Here is a 15,082-nt window from a genome sequence, read left to right as displayed (position 1 = left end):
GTGCGGGGACTTTTCGGTGCGGTTCAGGCGGTGGTGACCTGCTGGGTGGTCATCGCTGTGTTGTCGAGCTTGTCGGTCGCCTTGATGATTCAGAACGTGCGGGCCTCGGCCAACCGGGCGCTGTTGACCGTCCACACGATCGAGCTGCTGGTCGCGGTCGCCAGGACGGTCCTGTCGGCCTCATGAGTTGGACCTTGGCGACGCCGGCGGTGCCGCGTAGGGAGACCGTGCTTGACAGGATGGCCGGGAGGTGGCCGTCGTTGAGGCCGCGCCGCCGTCAGGGTGTCAGTGCAGTCGTGGACCCCTTCCGTCGTGGTGTGGCTACGGCGTTGGTCAGGCGGCCAGGATGGCGTCGAAGCGTTGCTGGGCTCGGTCGAGTTGCCGGCGGATGTGGTCTTTCACCGCCGGTTGCAGGGGCGTGTCCGGCCGGTCGAGCAGCTCGCGCAGCAGCGGGATGACGGCGTCGTACTTGCGGGCGGACCGCGCAAGCAGCGGCCCGACGGCATGGATGATGCCGACGCCGTTGTCGGTGAAGTCGGACAGCTTGATGACCCGCGCCCAAGGCTGCGCGTCGAGTGCTGCGGCAAGATGGCCGGTGTAGTGACCGATCCGGTCGGCGCCTTCTGGCCGTGGCGGCGTGGTCACCGCCGCGACCAGGTCGGCGACCCGCTGGTTGTACCGGGCTGCGATGGCCTCGAGGGCCTGCGCGGTCGGGGGAGGCCCGTGCCGGGTGATGCCCGTGACCGCCCATGGCTGGTCCTCCACCGCGTCGTGCAGCAGCCCGGCGACCAGCACGTCGGGGTCGTCCACTCGGTAGTGGCACAGCATCCGCAAGGTGACCCGTAGGACATGGTTGACGTACGGTTCGCGGGTGCGGCGCTGCCGGGCGTGCAGCTCACCCGCCCAGCCGGCCGCGTCGGCGACAGCGTTGCGGCCCGGCCCGGCCAGCTGGTCGAGTTCGGCCGCCAGGCGGCGTTGCAGGCCCGGCTCGCCGTAGACCTCGGTGATGGCGTGCAGCGGCATGACCCGTAGCTGTGCCGCAGAGACACGAGAGTGGTTCCTGGCGTTCGTTGTCATGACTTCATGATCTGCACGGCGGACATTCGCGGGAACTATTTTCTGCCCCGACGGCTATAGGGTCTGTCTATGGCCGGGGTGCGGGTGTCATCCGATGCGCTAGCCGCGTTCGTGGTCTTCGCCGATCACTTGAACATGACCCGCGCGGCCGGCGAGCTGCACATCAGCCAGCCGTCGCTGCACTCGAAACTGGCCACGCTGTCTCGTGAACTCGACCGGCCGCTGTATCAGCGGGTCGGTAACCGGCTCCAGTTGACCGCAGACGGTGAACGGGTGGCCCGCTTCGCCCGCGACAGTCAGCAGCGCCTCGAAGGTTTCCTCAGCGAGCTGCGCGGGGTGCCGGAGATCAGCCCGGTGGTGACCGCAGCCGGGCACACCGCCTACCTGTACCTGCTCGGCGCCACGATCCGGCGGATGCTGGCCGAGCGGCCCGGTAGCGTGCGGCCGCTGCACACCAACCGGCAGCAGATGCAGACCGCGCTGCGCACCGGCCGCGCCCACCTCGGGGTGTTCAGCTTGCACGTGCTGCCGACAGATCTGGTCACCGTTCCCGTCGCTACCTATCCGCAGGTGCTGTTGCTGCCACGGCAGCACCGCCTGGCGAAACGGCGACGCCTGCGGCTACGGGACTTGGCCGGCTGCGAGCTGATCGTGCCGCCACCGGCCCGTCCGCACCGCATGAACCTGGAACGGGCACTTTCCGAGGCCGGGGTGCCGTGGACGATCGCGGTGGAAGCCGAGGGTCTGCCGATGACGCTTGACTTCGCCGCGCTGGGTGTCGGGCTGGCCGTCGTCGCCGGATGCGTGCAGCCCGCTGCTGGGCTCGTGGCCCGGCCGATCACCGATCTGCCGCCGGTCACCTTCCACGCCGTGCACCGTCCCGGCGCTCTCGAAGATCCCCGGGTGGCCGCCCTGCTCGCGTCCCTGCGCGCGGACATCCCGCCCGCCGCGCGCCCACCCTGGACCGAGCCCTCACACGACCAGCCGCAGCGCGGTCGCGCGTAGCTCGAACCGCACCCTCGCGAAGCTATTCACGACCGCAGACCCCGCCAGCCCGTGCGGAACCCGCGCCGCGTACGGATTACAGGATGGCAAGGTCGTGCGCGGTCATCCGGCTGGGATGCGCTTTACGCCAAGCCCCGCTACGGCGGTTGATGTACAGGTGCCAGGCCTCGTGCTGCGCTGTGCACTCCCACAGCCGCCCCTGGGCGGCGCTGCGGACGGTCACCCAGTCGACGCCCCGGCGTCTTCTCTGCGCGACAGGCCCGGCGAACAGATCCGCGGCCATCGCCGCCGCTCGAGCCCGGTTCACCGGCCCCCTGAACAGGCAGTACTCGAACAGCCGATCCACATACGCCGCCCAGGCGCGAACCGGCGGGTACTTTCCCCGGCGCGCCCGCCCTGCAGCCTCCGACAGCGCCGAGACGTGGGGTTCGAAGCCGCCGAGCACTATCTCCAGCGCGAAATCGTCCAGCGCAATCAAGCAAAGCAACTTGGGGCAATGCGGCCGGTCGACCACCGCGAGGAGCAGGTCGAACAGCTCTACCTCGTGCAGCAGCAGATCCTCGTCCTGATCCCAGATTGCCGCGTACGGGTCCATCGCCCATACCCAGAACGCCTGCTCGTCGGCAAAAGGCCCCAGCGCCATGGGCCGATGATGCCGGACGAACCGGTGCGCACGCGCGAACCCTCGATCGTCCGGCAGGCCGACGAACTTCTGCCGTACTGGGCTACGACGGGATAGTCGCCAAGGTCTACGGCACGCCAACCCAAAGCCGAGCCGCGGACGCACACGCATGGCGGGCTTCCCGCGTCGCCGCGGTGGCGTGCATGCGCCGCGCCGGCCACACGTACTCGCGGCCTTCGTGATCGCCATGCCTTCGCGGCAGTGATATACGGCCAGCCATGCTCCCCCCAAGTAGATCTACTCGTTGACCATCGGGCCGACGCGGTAGCCAGCGCTGACCGGCGGGGAGTCTGTCGCGGCTTCTCGTGACGTCCGCTCATGCCGCTATCTGGTCACCTGTGCCAGGTCACCTGGGCGGCTACGGCTGCTCGGGTTGCTCGATGTACCGGTATCCGTCGGCGAGCAGCGCCTGACGCTCGTCGTCGGTGAGGCTTTGGTGGTGCTGCCAGAAGGTGTCGAAACGGTGTGCGATGGCGGTGCTGTAGATGTCGCTGGCTGCGGCGTCGCGTAGGTAGAGGTTGCCCTCAAGGATGCCCTTGGCCATTTCGCGCAGGGCCGGGTCCGGTCCGTCGGCGAGTTTGGTGAGCAGCTGGTGGATGGCGCGGGCGCGGTAGGTATCGCCGCCGGCCATGTCGAGCAGTTCTTGGCTCATCGTGCGCCGACCTGGGCGAGTGGGTGCTGGTAGCTGGCGCCGCCGGGCAGTGCGGGCAGTTTGATGGTGTCGAGGTCGTTGAGCGCGGAGCCGAGTTTGGAGCGGAAGGCGAGAGCGGCTGCGCTGGCGAACTGGTAGAGCTCGGTGGCTTTACCCCACATGTTGAGGATGGTGGCGACTTCGATCGCGGCGACGCCGTATCCGGCGACTGCGCCGACGCCGGTCCATGAGGTGGCGGTGCCGCCGGCAGCGGCGATCCCGGCGATGATGGCGGCGTCGATCATGCCTTTGATGAGTCCGCCGATGGCTTCGCCGGAGGACCAGACCGCGTCGGCCAGCGCGTGGTACTCCGTGGCCATGGTTTGCAGCGGGGCCTGCAGGGCCGCGATGCCGGTTGCCAGGTCGGTGAAGTAGTCGTTGGCGGCGTCGCCGGCGTTGCCCTGCCACAGCGGGTACAGGGTGGTGGCGCCGGATTGCACGTTGAGGCCCAGGTCGTGCAGGGCGGCGCCGGCGTTGGTCAACACTGGGGCCATGGTGGCGACGGCTTCCCAGTCACCGGAGAAGCGTTCCTGGATCCAGCTGACCGGGTCGAAGCCCAGGACGATGTCGAAGCCCTTCATGGCCCACGAGGTGGGGCTGAGGTAATCCATGAACCCGAGCGCGTTCGGTGGGTTCTCCGGTTCCGGCGGTGCGGTCAGCCGGTCGGTCACGTGCCGAGGGTCACCGAACGAGACAGGCTTGCAGACGATCGTGTTGAACTCGTACTCCAACGGTGTCGCGCATTGCCGCAGGTTCGCAGGAAACGAGCGGTCGATCGTGGCCGCGGCCTGCCGGTCGGTGCCGAGGTAGTAGTCGGCGGCGGCGGTCAGTTCCGGGCCTGAGCTTCGCAGGATCGTGTCGAGCTTGGTCATCGTGGCGGTGATCGAGGTCCGGGCTTGGTGGTGGCTGCCTGAGGCGATTTGGATCAGTTCGCCGCCAGTGACTTGCTTGGCGTGTGCGTCGATGTAGCGCTTGATCGCGGTGGCGTCGTCGGTGGCCCGGCCGAGCTGCTGCGCGTATCCGGTGAGGGCGCCTGGCTCGACGGTGAGCGTCATGAGCCGGTTCCGGAGCGGAGCAGGATGAGCAGAGCTATGCCAATGACGGCGACGATGACTGCGGCCAGCAGCAGTTGTATCCCCAGGCGAGGGCGGGAGTTCGTCGTGGCGAAGTAGCCGGCGCCCAGCACGGCGGACAGCAGCAAGACCAGCCGGGGCCACAGGCCAGCACCGTCAGTGTTGCTGAGGAACACATCGGAGCCGACGAACAGGCCGAAGATGATGACCGCGGCGGCGATGCTGTGCCGCAGATTCCGGTACGCATCGCTTTGGAAGCGATAGATCGCCAGCTGAGTGTCTTGCTCCAGCTGCTGACGTTCCTCCGGCGACAGCCCGTCGGCTGCCGCCTTGCCCCACCGTCGTCGCCTCGCCATAGCCAGCACCGTAGCAAGACCAGACATCGTCGAAAGTCCATCCGGGGCGCCGTAGCAGTAGCCCGACGAGCAGCGGCTTCATCGACCGCACCGTACTGCCGTGTGCCAGCAGGTCAGGGGTGGAAGGTGCCGCACTGCGTGTCCTGCCCGTTGCGCCCCACTGAACCCGACCCCGCGGTGAAGGAGCTCTATTCGGACGCAGTCTCCCGTGCCGACGCCCGCAACATGCGGCTGCCGTCTCCGCTACCGGCGCCCCTTCTGGCGCTTCAGGCACCTGACCGTCAGCCGGCCTCTGCTCAGGAACGGAAAACTCCGAGGCAGGCGTGGGGAGGTTCGACGCTTATGGGCTGCGGCGCGACCCGCCGGTCTGCGGACAGCGCAATGCACGGAGCGTGCAGGATGGCGGCCTACCGGAAGCGAGGTGCTACTGGGTTTTGCGGGCGACGGCGCCGTAGACGCCGATGTCGGTGTCGGTGGGTAGCTGGTTGGCGGGTTCGGTGGGGCGCCATCGGTGGATGGGTACGAGACCGGGTTCGGCGATGTCGAGGGTGTGGAAGAACGCGACGATCTCGTCGCGGCTGCGCAGGGTCATGGGAATGTTCGACTTGGCGATGATCGATTCGGAGTGTTCCGCGAGCTCGGGTGGCAGCAGATCGGCGCTGGCGTGCGTCAGGGCGAGCCAACTGCCCGCCGGGAGTGCATCGAGTAGCCGGCTCACGAGGGCGTGTGGCTGATCGCCGGGGTCGAGGAAGTGCAAGACAGCGATCATCAGCAGCCCGACCGGCTTGTCGAAGTCCAGGCTGGCGCGCAGGGCGGGGTCGGTGAGGATGGTGGCCGGGCTACGCAGGTCTCCTTGCACGATGGTGGTGGTGCCCTCGTCGGTGGCGGACGTGAGCAGCGCCCGCCCGTGAGCCAACACGATGGGGTCGTTGTCGACATAGACGACGCGGGCGGCGGGGTTGATGCGTTGGGCGACTTGGTGGGTGTTGTCGGCGGTGGGGAGGCCGGCGCCGATGTCGAGGAACTGCTCGATGCCTTGTTCGGCGAGATAGGCCACGCTGCGGCGCAGGAAGGCCCGGTTGTGTCGGGCGGCGAGTCTGATCGTGGGGAAGGCGTCGGCGACCAGGTCGGCGGAGGCGCGGTCGGCGGCGAAGTTGTCCTTACCGCCGAGCCAGTAGTCGTAGCGGCGCGCGGGGTGCGGCCGGCTGGTGTCGAAGGGCTGCTCGTCCATCTGTCTTCCGCTGGTATCTGGCCGGTTCGTGTCGGCGGGGAATGGTTCAGGAGCGTGAGGTCGCCGGCTTGGTGCTGCGGTGCGCTGCCCAGCGGCCGGTCCATGCCGCGAGGTCGTGCACCCAGGTGGCGGTGTTCTGCTGGGCCTTGGCCGCCCATTTCACGGCGTTCGCCGACGCGAAACGATCAAGGACCTCCGGTGTGGTTGTGCTCCAGGCCGGTGTTTGGGCGAGCCAAGTCTCTGCTTGTTCGGGGGTGTGGCCGCTGCCGATCAGCCAGGGGGTCAGCAGGGCCGGCTCGAGCCATGCGGCGGCTCTGGTGGTGTACGCCCAGTCGACGATGCGCAGCCCGGCGGGGGTGACGATCAGGTTGGCAGGGTTCAGGTCGGTGTGCACCAGCATGTCGCCGTCCATCGCCGGGTCAGTGAATCCGAGCCGGGCCGCGGGCCCGAACAAGGACACGCGCTCCGGCGCGGGCGTCTCACCGAGGTCCTTCACAGCGGCGCTGAGCAGGTCGAGGTCGGGGCTGCCCGGCGACAGATCGGCGTGGGGACCGGGGCAGTACTCGAAGGCGGCAACCAACCAGCCGTCCGTCTGGAAGTCCCAGGCGACCGCGGGCGAGTAGGGCACGGTGACGGCTCTACTCACCTGCAGTTCGTAGCGCAGTGACCGGACTCCCGAATCGCTTGAGGCGGCCTTGACGAATACCATCTCGTGTCTTCCCGCCACCCTGGCGGCGATCTCCGCGTGGTCGCCGCCCGAGACCGGAGTGACGTCGGTGCCGCCGACTCGCTCAGCGATTTGTTTCGTCACGGCTTCGGGCAAAGCGGTCCAGACACTGCGCATCAGGTCAGTTCCCCTTGTCAGACGCCGGGGTTCGGCGGGCAGCAGGACTCGGCCTCGCCATCCCAGAACGCCAGGTCGATGGCGTAGCCGGTGCCGGCGAGAGCCTTCATCGTGTACCGCTTGGCGGTGCCGTCCTGCATGGCCTTGGTCAGGATCGGGCGGTGGTGCACGAAGCCGCCGGCGACCTGCTGGCAGGCGGCGGCGTACGGTTCGGTGTTCTGCAGGCAGGCGTGCCAGACGGCGTCGACCGGGGCGGTCGGCACGACCCGGTAGGACTCGCCGGTCGGTAGCAGCATCCCGAACTGCGGATCGTTGCGGATCCCGTCAGCGTGCGCCTTGAGGAAGATCAGGAACTGCCCGAGCGCCCGCTCGGCGTAGGGCAGGGTGACTTCCTGCCGGGCGGCGAAGAACCGGGCGAGCTTGTCAAAGGTGCGCGGGTCGATCAGGGATTGGGGGTCTTTGCCGGTCATAGCCGGCGTGAGGTTCGTGAGAGTCACAGCTGCTCCTCGGGGAGATGTATGGATCGCCGGCGCTGATGCGTCGGTGTAATCCCGGACGAACGGATCAAGCACATGGCGTCGCTAGTGGGGAGGGGTCAGAGGTAGTCCACGTCGCGTTCGGTGCGGGCCGCGTCGATCAAGTGGGCGGCCAGGGCCTGCTCGTCGGCTTGAGCCAGCCAATCGATCAGGTTTTTGCGTGCCTGGTCGACGTGCTCGGCGAAGGCGCCGCGGTCGGCCAGGTGAGCGGGTGGGATTGCCCGGCGAAACTCGGTCGAGGCGGTGGCGGCCGCGGTGAGCTTTTCGCCGATCCAGAAGCCGGTGCGTTCGCGGACCACGAAGGTCAGGTGAACGCTGTCGTGCTGCTGGGCGCGGGCGTGGACGTTGTGCGCGTAGCCGCGCGGCAGGACGAGCACCTGGCCTGGCTGCAGGTCGAACTCCTCGTCCGGCAGGGTGGTCTTCAGCCGGTTGAGCAGACTGCTGCACGGCGCGGTGTTGCAGGCCAGATGGTCACGGTGTGGCTGGTCGACGACCGGCTCCCAGATCTGCCAGCTCTTGCGGCCGGCGATCTGGTAGATGAAACCCATGTTCTGGTCCCAGTGGCAGCCAAGGCCTTGCGCCCCGGCAGGCGTGATGAAACCGGTGGCGTAACAGCCGTACCCAGTCTGCTGCTGGATCGCCGCACAGACGGTATGCAGGGCCGGCTGCCAGCGGTTGAGGTTACGCAACTGCACGGTGTAGCCCCGGCCACGCCACTTCGTGATCTTCCCCGGGTCGAGGTCCCCAGCTGTGGTGTAAGCGCGGGGGTGCAGGGCGGCACCGCCTTTGATGAGGATGATGTTGTCGACCGGTGCCGTGCCGGACTCGAGGTAGGCGTTGAGCAGCGGAGCGTTGACGATGCCGGGAAGGCAGCTGCCGGCGGGTAGGTCGTGGATAGCGGGCTGGGTGGGCCAGCTCGTCATCATGTCCGCGACGGTCTTGTCGTCGAACAGCGTCCTGAGAGACATCGGTCCTCCGGGGGTCGTAGCCGTGCGCGGCACACGCCGCCAATTGCTCGAGCCCGCCACATTCGGATACGCGAGGCGCCGGGCCAGGGACAGGTCGATGCGGTCACGGTGTGTGGGTGCCGTGGCACACCGCGCACAAGGCGCGGGTCGCGTCCGCCGGCCTCTCGCCCGACGGGCTGTACACGTGGGGGCCGTAGTCGGCGGGTTCGGCTACGACTGGCCGGTTGTTGAGGGCGGTCGCGCGGGTGACGCAGTCGTGGGCGATGTCGTGGGAGTCGCGGAACGCGGCCATGGGCAGGATGGGCAGGCCGGGTGGTGCGCTCCTGCAGGCGAGCTCGTGGATGATGCGAGCTGGCGGGTAATGCTTCACGGGTCACCTCCACGTCCTGCAGTAGTCGGATCCGGGACGGGCGCGCCGCTTGGTGCGGGCATCCTCGACGGCCACACTCGCGCGGGTCGGTCTCACCGCGGCGGTCTTACGGGTGGGTGCATACGACCGGCTCGCGCCACATCGGGTAGATCAGCGGGCAGCCGTCGTCGGTGATCGGTTCGGAGGGTGGCAGCCGCCGGAAGCCGTGGGCGAGGTAGAGATTGAGGTTGCGACCGCCGGTGGCTTCCAAGTAGGCGTGAGTGGGACGTTGGTCGAGCTGAGCGGTATGGTGCCGCAGCAGCCGGGTGCCGTAGCCGTGTCCTTGCCGGTCGGGATGGACCGCCAGGTAGGCAAGGTAGTGGTGCACGCCGTCCGGGTGGCGGCGTTGCATCGCGGTGTTCAGTTCAAGAAAACGCGGTGCGTGCTCGCCGGTGATCAGGGTGAGGCGCTGGTCGTAGCCGGCGATGGCCGGGATGAGGCCGCTCTGGTCGGCCGCGTACCAGAGGGCAACACCATGCTGGTCGTCGGTGATCTCCACCTGGCCGTGCTGGAAGGCGTGCCCGGCGATCATCCGGAAGTAGTCCGGGTAGACGCGTTTGCGCACGTGGCGGTCCGGGACCAGCCAATCGGCGAGGTCGCCGTCGAGGAAGGCGTCGGCGAGCACTGCGACGACAGCGTCGGCCTCGGACAGGCGGGCCGGGCGCACGTCACGAGGGGTCGAGTCGAGGTCGGTCATCTGCTCACCACCGGCCGGGCGGTAGCGGGGATTGTGCGGGTCGCGCCGAGACCGATCTGCGTATAGACGTCCGGCTTGGCGGCGCGCAAGATCAGCGCCCAGCCGACGCCGAGCACGGCCGCGGCCGCGTAGACGGCAGGTAGTTGCCAGCGCACCGGGGAGGCTGGGTGGACGCCGAGCAGGGTGGCGAACTGCCGCAAGGTCACCCACAGCACCCCACTGAGCGCGGTGAAAGCCAGCGCCGGCGCGACGATGCCACGGACGGCACCGACACGGTTGCGCTGTTGGGGGTTAGAGAAGTAGAAAACAACGGCCAGCGAGGTGGCGGTCATGAGGATCAGCACGCCGAACCCGCCGAGCACGGTCAGCCAGAAGAACATGTGCGTGAACGGGTCCCAGCTCTGTGCGGCGTAGACGCCGATCCCGGTGAACGCGATGGCCGACTGCAGCCACGACCCGTACTTCGGTGCCTTCGTTCTCGGGTCGGTGCGGCCCAGCCAGCGCGGCAGGACACCTTCACGGCCAAGGGCGAAGAAGTAGCGGGCGGCGGTGTTCTGGAAGGCCAGCAGCGCCGCGAACAGACTGGTGACGTACAGCAGGTGCCCGAGGATTATTAGCGCGTCCGGCACGAACGGGGCGGCCAGGTTGAAGCTGAGCTCGGAACCGTCGGCGGTGGCCCGCTGCACGATCCGGTCAGGGCCGGTGGCGACCGACATCGCCCAGGAGCAGAACGCGTACAGCGCCGCGATGAACCCGACCGCGAGGTAGGTGGCGCGGGGTACGGTGCGGCGCGGCTGCCGGGTCTCCTTGCTGAACACCGCCGTACCTTCGAACCCGACCGACCCGGCGATCGCAATCGCCAGGGCCGCCCCGACACCGGCGGCGAGCAGGTTGCCGGGCGACACGGTGGCGAAGCTGACCTCCCCGTTCTCTGGATGGGTCAGGTGCACCGCGGCGAAGACCAGGGCGACGGCGATCTCCGCGATCAGCAGCACGGTCAGCACGATGCTGTTGAGATCAATCCGGCGCCCGCCGAGCCCAGCCAGCAGCAAGCAGGCGATGCTCGCCCACCCCCACCACGGCATCGTCACGCCGAGCTCTTCGGACGCGAACGACGCCAGGGCCTCTCCGAAGCCGCCGAACAGGCCAACCTGCATAGTGGCGCCGTAGGCGACGATCGCGACGTACGCGGCGGCCACCCCGGCGGGACGGCCGAGGCCGCGGGCGATGTAGGCGTAGAACGCGCCGGCGTTGACGATGGTGCTCGACATGGCGACGTATCCGACGGTGAACAGGGCCAGGATGCCCCCGACGACGAGGTAAGCCAGGGGGATGCCGATGATGCCGGTGACGGCGAACCCGGCGGTGGCGCCGCCGTTGACCACCGTCAGAGGCGCGGCGGCAGCCATGACGACGAGCACCAGCGGCCAGATCCCCAGCTTGGACGCGGCCAGCCTGGATTCGATCGTCAGCGGTGGGGGCGCAGGCGAGTGACGCGACATTGGACGTGCTCCTTGCGCAAAGGTTGGGAAGCAAGCTGGGGGTTAGCCGGTGATCGCGCTGGCGGCGATCAGGGTCTCGGTCTGGTAGAACAGCTCGCCGTACGAGTCGTCGATGACCTCGAGGTGGGCGCGTAGCAGCGCCTCAAGGACGTCGCTGTCGCCGGTGAGCACCGTGGAGTGCAGCTCGAGCGCGAGCAGCAACCCGCCGAGGACCTTGTCGAACACGTCTAGCCGTTTGCCTTGGTACAGCGCCGTCGACAAGCGCGCCGCCGGCCACGCGGCGTCGTTCATGCTGCAGGGCATCCACCGCGTCGTACGGCGGATCAAGCCGGTCTCGCGCCGCCGGACCACGCCGGCCCGTTCCATCCGCGCAGCAACCCGGTCATAGACGTCACCGTCGGCCGGCGTTTCGGTGGCCAGCAGCTGCAGCCACACCCGCACCGGCGCGTACGCCCTCTCAGCGCGAATACGCTGCTTCAAGATTGCAGCGAGCGGGTCGATCGGCTGCGCGCCGGTAGCGGCGATGAGGTTGCCGTGCTCGATGCCGGCGTGGCCCATCAGCATCAACTCGGCAATGGTGGCAGCCGCCAGCCCGGCCCGGGCCACGTCCCGGTGCAGCCGCAGCCTGCCGTTGTCCTCGTGCACGGTCAGGAACAGCTCGTTGGCCAACATCGACCAACGCACCGTCTGCTCCCGGTGCGGCTCGCGCGGCACGTACGCGTCGCGGCTGGGCGGGTCAGCCCACTCGTGCATGGTCGCGTCTCCGGGCCGAGCCCAACGGCCGCCAACAACTGTCGGATAGATCTCGGTGGGCTCGCGGAGACCTCCGCCTGTCGCGGGGTACGGGCGGCCAGGGTCGTAGGCCATGGTTACTCACTCCTGAGGCGAGAAGTCGGCACCGTCACCCGCGAGGTGGGCATTGTGCGGTGCCTGTAGGAAGGCCGGCTGGACACGGTCGTGGTGTTCGGCGTACAGCTCTGTCAGCCATTCGCCGTCACGCCGAGGCGGGCACGGCATCACGGTCTTGCACCGCACGCACCGGTTGTCATTGGTAAGTTCGCTGTGTTCATCGAGCAGGTGGACGCCGGCGGCGTAACGCGCGCTGCTGATGCGGTCCACCCCGGCTAGATCGCCGGGACTACTGGCGTACTGTTGCCCGCCATCGCCGATGACGATCATCGCCGGACTCCGCTTGCCGACATCACCGCAAGCTGCTGAGCCTGGCGACGGGTAAGGACGTCCGCCGACGCGAGCATGTGTAGGACGAACCGTCGGCTGGCGCACCCGGCGTAACGGCTACCCATGCCAGCGGGTCGCCACCGGCTGCCGCAATTCGCGCAGTAGCCCGGCACGTCTGCGCGTGGCAGATGCCGCAACAAGATGTTCTTGGCGGCGTCGAGCGCGCGCTGGTCGAGCGTTGTCACGTCGGCGCCTTCCTTCCGAGAAGCTGTGTGCCCGGGCAGTGTTTGCAAGACAGGTAGAGGCGGTGCAACGAGGACAGAGGAGAAGCCGGTAACTGCCCCGTCGACTCCTAGGCCGCGTTGCGCAGAACGGTCATGACCCGCTCGGCTGAGCTCTGTGCGTGCTCAACCAAGGTGCGCAGCGGGGAGTACAGGACGTTGGCGTGTTGCTGCCGGGCGCTCTCAGCTTGGTCTTGGCCTGCGAGGTGAACGCCTGCTGCACCGAGGGCGCGGCAAACGATCTCCAACTCTCGAGCCATCTCATCGTTGTCCACGCGAACCCCTGGTGATCTCGACCGCACCGTCAGTATTGGTTGGATTGGTACCAACCATTCACGAGTCCGATGTGGTCGTCAAGACCGCACGCTAGATTGGTTCCAACCATTTCTAGGAGGATCGGCAGTGACCTTGCCGAAGTACCGGAACATCGCCGACGATCTGAGGACCCAGATCGTCACTGGCGTACTCCGCCCTGGCGACCGGCTTCCGACCGAGACTCAGCTGATGGATACGTTCGGCGTGTCCCGCAACACCGCCCGCGCAGCGACCGCCGTACTCGTGAACGAAGGACTGATCGAGCGCGTGCCCGGCCGCTCCGGTGGCATGGAAGTCCGAGAGCAGCTCACCCTGACCTTCCACGCCTCTGAAGCCGAGGTGATCCCTGGGCTGTGGCCCGAGTCAGACGCCTGGTTCAACGAGGTGCAGCGCCAAGGTCAACAGCCAAGCCAGGACTTCTCGGTCACCATCGACACGCTGCCTGCTGAGTACGCCGAACGCCTCGGAGTCGAGGCGGACAGTAGCGCCGCTGTGCGTCGCTGCGTCCGTAGAGTTAACGGCCGTCCATCGTCACTGCAGAACACTTGGTACCCGATGGACTTGTGCCAGCAGGTCCCTGAGCTGCTGCAACCCGGCGACATCAAGCAAGGAACTACCCGTCTGCTCGCCGAACGCGGCTTGTCGCAGCCTGCCCTCGAGGACGATGTCTCTGCCGCGATGCCGACGCCGGAGGAAGCCCGGCTGCTGGAGCTGCAGCCGGGCACTCCGGTGCTGCGAATGTTGCGCACCGGATTCAGCCGGGACCGCGCCGTTCGTCTGTCAGTCACGATCTTCAGCGGACCCATCAACCGAGTGCTTTACCATCTCGGCGACCCCGAGATCATTCGTAAGTTTCGGAGCCACTGATGATCATCACCCGAGCCACCCGGGCTGACGTCGACACCATCATGAGCTGGCGCCGCGAACGCGTCGCCTGGTTGAAGTCGCGAGGCGAAGACCAATGGTCGATCCCTCTGCCGCGCTCCGCCGTCGCCGCTACTGTCTCCGCCGGCCAGACGTGGATGCTGTGGGACGACCACGACCCAGCCGCCACCATCACCCTGACTGCGTACGTGGACGTCGATGGCCTGTGGAAGCCCGACCGCGACCCAGAGGCGCTCTGGTATCCGGAGGACGACCCGGCCGACGCCCTCTACTCCGCCAAAATGATGCTGCCGCTAGCTCGAGCCGGGCAGGGCCTCGGTCCAGAGCTGCTGGATTGGGCCGGTGGCCGCGCCTACGACGCGGGACTGACATGGCTGCGCTTCGACGCTTGGACAACCAACGAACGACTGCACGCCTACTATCGCGGCCTCGGCTTCCAGCACGTCCGCACCGTGCGCAGCCGGGTGTCGGGAGCATGCTTCCAGCGGGCGGCGCAGCCGTATCAAGGCCGTTTCAAGACTGAGGGCGAATAGCTACTCGAGCAACAAACAATCTATCCCCGATGCTTTCCCCGCCTTCCACGACGAGGTCGCCAGCGCCTTGTCCGCCATCTCGAACGCGCAGATCTCGTCGGCCGGCACGCCCGCCGAGGAGCTGTTGCCCGCGAGGTAAGCGCCGAACCGCTCGCCGATCCGGCCGGCCCGCTCGCACGCGAAGATGTTGCGGTAGAAGCCGACGATCTCGTCGTCGTGGCGGTGGTTCTGCTGCTGCCCGGCGGAGTTGCCGGTGACCGCCTGGCCTGGCCGGTAGGAGGCGCCGCTTGCGCGGATCCCGTGTCGAGGGTGGCACCGGCCAGCAGGCCCAGGCATTTGACGCGCTGACCGATCCACCGCACTAGTGGCGCCACGCCAGACCGTCAGATCGGCATTCCAATGGGTACCGGTGGCATTCTGTCCGAGTGGGGCATCTGTTGATGGTCAGGACCGATCTTGTGAGATCAGCCGGCCGGCCCGAGCCTGGTTGGCTGAGACATCGGTGAGCATGCCGCTGCAAGTAGCGCGCGTAACTACGGCCGCGCCTGTGCGGAGCGTGGCAGTTGGCCGAGACGGTCGGCATCGCGGATCAGTGTGGCGCACACATGCTGCATCGTTGTGATGGCTTGGGCGATGTCGGCATGTGCCGACGAGTCGTCGTCGGGGTGGGTGTCGGCGAGGGTGCGCAGCAGGGCCTGTGTATAGGAGGCGACGATCGCCCGGTCGAGCAAGACTGTGATCAGCTTCTGGATATGGTCGTCGGTGACGTCGGAATCGGGACTCACCAGTAACCCTCCGATGGACTCGCGTGCTGGTCT

Annotated in this window: 19 protein-coding genes; 3 read left to right on the top strand and 16 right to left on the bottom strand. The window is 67.8% G+C overall.

The features are described from left to right. Window positions 1–333 precede the first annotated feature (333 nt). On the bottom strand, window positions 334–1,023 hold the full coding sequence (locus tag ACSNN8_RS13720; RefSeq protein WP_436649321.1) for an HD domain-containing protein: 690 nt from the start codon (window positions 1,021–1,023) through the stop codon (window positions 334–336). A 123-nt stretch (window positions 1,024–1,146) separates the two neighbouring features. On the opposite strand from ACSNN8_RS13720, the gene ACSNN8_RS13715 reads away from it, so the two are divergent. Next, a complete protein-coding gene (locus ACSNN8_RS13715; RefSeq protein WP_436649318.1) occupies window positions 1,147–2,082 on the top strand; it encodes a LysR family transcriptional regulator in 936 nt (311 codons plus the stop codon). A 76-nt stretch (window positions 2,083–2,158) separates the two neighbouring features. On the opposite strand, the gene ACSNN8_RS13710 is transcribed toward ACSNN8_RS13715, so the two are convergent. From ACSNN8_RS13710 to ACSNN8_RS13650, 13 genes are all read right to left on the bottom strand, one after another. Then, window positions 2,159–2,725 carry a hypothetical protein gene (locus ACSNN8_RS13710; RefSeq protein WP_436649317.1) on the bottom strand — a complete coding sequence of 189 codons (567 nt, stop codon included), beginning with the start codon at window positions 2,723–2,725 and terminating at the stop codon, window positions 2,159–2,161. A 397-nt stretch (window positions 2,726–3,122) separates the two neighbouring features. Beyond that, the gene (locus ACSNN8_RS13705) at window positions 3,123–3,416 is read right to left on the bottom strand and encodes a hypothetical protein (protein ID WP_436649315.1); all 294 of its coding nucleotides are present in this window, start codon (window positions 3,414–3,416) and stop codon (window positions 3,123–3,125) included. Further along, on the bottom strand, window positions 3,413–4,510 hold the full coding sequence (locus tag ACSNN8_RS13700) for a WXG100 family type VII secretion target (RefSeq protein WP_436649314.1): 1,098 nt from the start codon (window positions 4,508–4,510) through the stop codon (window positions 3,413–3,415). The genes ACSNN8_RS13705 and ACSNN8_RS13700 overlap by 4 nt, the downstream gene beginning before the upstream one ends. Then, window positions 4,507–4,884, bottom strand: a complete 378-nt coding sequence (locus tag ACSNN8_RS13695) for a hypothetical protein (RefSeq protein ID WP_436649312.1) — start codon at window positions 4,882–4,884, stop codon at window positions 4,507–4,509. The genes ACSNN8_RS13700 and ACSNN8_RS13695 overlap by 4 nt, the downstream gene beginning before the upstream one ends. Before the next feature lie 424 nt (window positions 4,885–5,308). Continuing rightward, window positions 5,309–6,115 carry an SAM-dependent methyltransferase gene (locus ACSNN8_RS13690; protein ID WP_436649311.1) on the bottom strand — a complete coding sequence of 269 codons (807 nt, stop codon included), beginning with the start codon at window positions 6,113–6,115 and terminating at the stop codon, window positions 5,309–5,311. A 46-nt stretch (window positions 6,116–6,161) separates the two neighbouring features. Next, the gene (locus tag ACSNN8_RS13685) at window positions 6,162–6,959 is read right to left on the bottom strand and encodes an aminoglycoside phosphotransferase (RefSeq protein ID WP_436649310.1); all 798 of its coding nucleotides are present in this window, start codon (window positions 6,957–6,959) and stop codon (window positions 6,162–6,164) included. A gap of 17 nt (window positions 6,960–6,976) precedes the next feature. Then, entirely contained in the window at window positions 6,977–7,456 is a 480-nt protein-coding gene (locus ACSNN8_RS13680) for a hypothetical protein (protein ID WP_436649307.1), read from the bottom strand. A gap of 98 nt (window positions 7,457–7,554) precedes the next feature. Then, entirely contained in the window at window positions 7,555–8,463 is a 909-nt protein-coding gene (locus ACSNN8_RS13675; RefSeq protein ID WP_436649305.1) for a JmjC domain-containing protein, read from the bottom strand. Between the two features lie 103 nt (window positions 8,464–8,566). After that, window positions 8,567–8,833, bottom strand: a complete 267-nt coding sequence (locus ACSNN8_RS13670) for a hypothetical protein (protein WP_436649303.1) — start codon at window positions 8,831–8,833, stop codon at window positions 8,567–8,569. 106 nt (window positions 8,834–8,939) lie between these two features. Then, window positions 8,940–9,569: a GNAT family N-acetyltransferase gene (locus ACSNN8_RS13665; protein WP_436649301.1), complete on the bottom strand. Its 630-nt coding sequence runs from the start codon at window positions 9,567–9,569 to the stop codon at window positions 8,940–8,942. Beyond that, a complete protein-coding gene (locus ACSNN8_RS13660) occupies window positions 9,566–11,071 on the bottom strand; it encodes an APC family permease (protein WP_436649300.1) in 1,506 nt (501 codons plus the stop codon). Before ACSNN8_RS13660 ends, ACSNN8_RS13665 begins: the two co-directional genes overlap by 4 nt. 42 nt (window positions 11,072–11,113) lie before the next feature. Further along, window positions 11,114–11,785: a GOLPH3/VPS74 family protein gene (locus ACSNN8_RS13655; RefSeq protein ID WP_436649298.1), complete on the bottom strand. Its 672-nt coding sequence runs from the start codon at window positions 11,783–11,785 to the stop codon at window positions 11,114–11,116. Between the two features lie 159 nt (window positions 11,786–11,944). After that, window positions 11,945–12,250, bottom strand: coding sequence for a hypothetical protein (locus ACSNN8_RS13650; protein WP_436649296.1), 306 nt, complete (start codon window positions 12,248–12,250; stop codon window positions 11,945–11,947). Window positions 12,251–12,933: 683 nt separating this feature from the next. Between ACSNN8_RS13650 and ACSNN8_RS13645 the strand changes: the two genes are divergently transcribed. Together ACSNN8_RS13645 and ACSNN8_RS13640 are read left to right on the top strand one after the other, a co-directional pair. Further along, window positions 12,934–13,713 (top strand): GntR family transcriptional regulator, encoded by a 780-nt coding sequence (locus ACSNN8_RS13645; RefSeq protein WP_436649294.1) that lies wholly within the window; start codon window positions 12,934–12,936, stop codon window positions 13,711–13,713. After that, window positions 13,713–14,264 (top strand): GNAT family N-acetyltransferase, encoded by a 552-nt coding sequence (locus ACSNN8_RS13640; protein WP_436649292.1) that lies wholly within the window; start codon window positions 13,713–13,715, stop codon window positions 14,262–14,264. The genes ACSNN8_RS13645 and ACSNN8_RS13640 overlap by 1 nt, the downstream gene beginning before the upstream one ends. Here the strand turns inward: ACSNN8_RS13640 and ACSNN8_RS13635 are convergent, their stop codons facing one another. Continuing rightward, on the bottom strand, window positions 14,265–14,600 hold the full coding sequence (locus ACSNN8_RS13635) for a hypothetical protein (protein WP_436649290.1): 336 nt from the start codon (window positions 14,598–14,600) through the stop codon (window positions 14,265–14,267). 197 nt (window positions 14,601–14,797) lie between these two features. After that, on the bottom strand, window positions 14,798–15,049 hold the full coding sequence (locus ACSNN8_RS13630) for a hypothetical protein (RefSeq protein WP_436649288.1): 252 nt from the start codon (window positions 15,047–15,049) through the stop codon (window positions 14,798–14,800). Window positions 15,050–15,082: the final 33 nt, after the last annotated feature.

Source organism: Actinoplanes sp. URMC 104 (assembly GCF_051386375.1).
Taxonomy (GTDB): domain Bacteria; phylum Actinomycetota; class Actinomycetes; order Mycobacteriales; family Micromonosporaceae; genus Actinoplanes.
The sequence above is the reverse complement of the archived record's forward strand: the minus strand, read 5'-3'. Positions and strand labels throughout refer to the sequence as shown.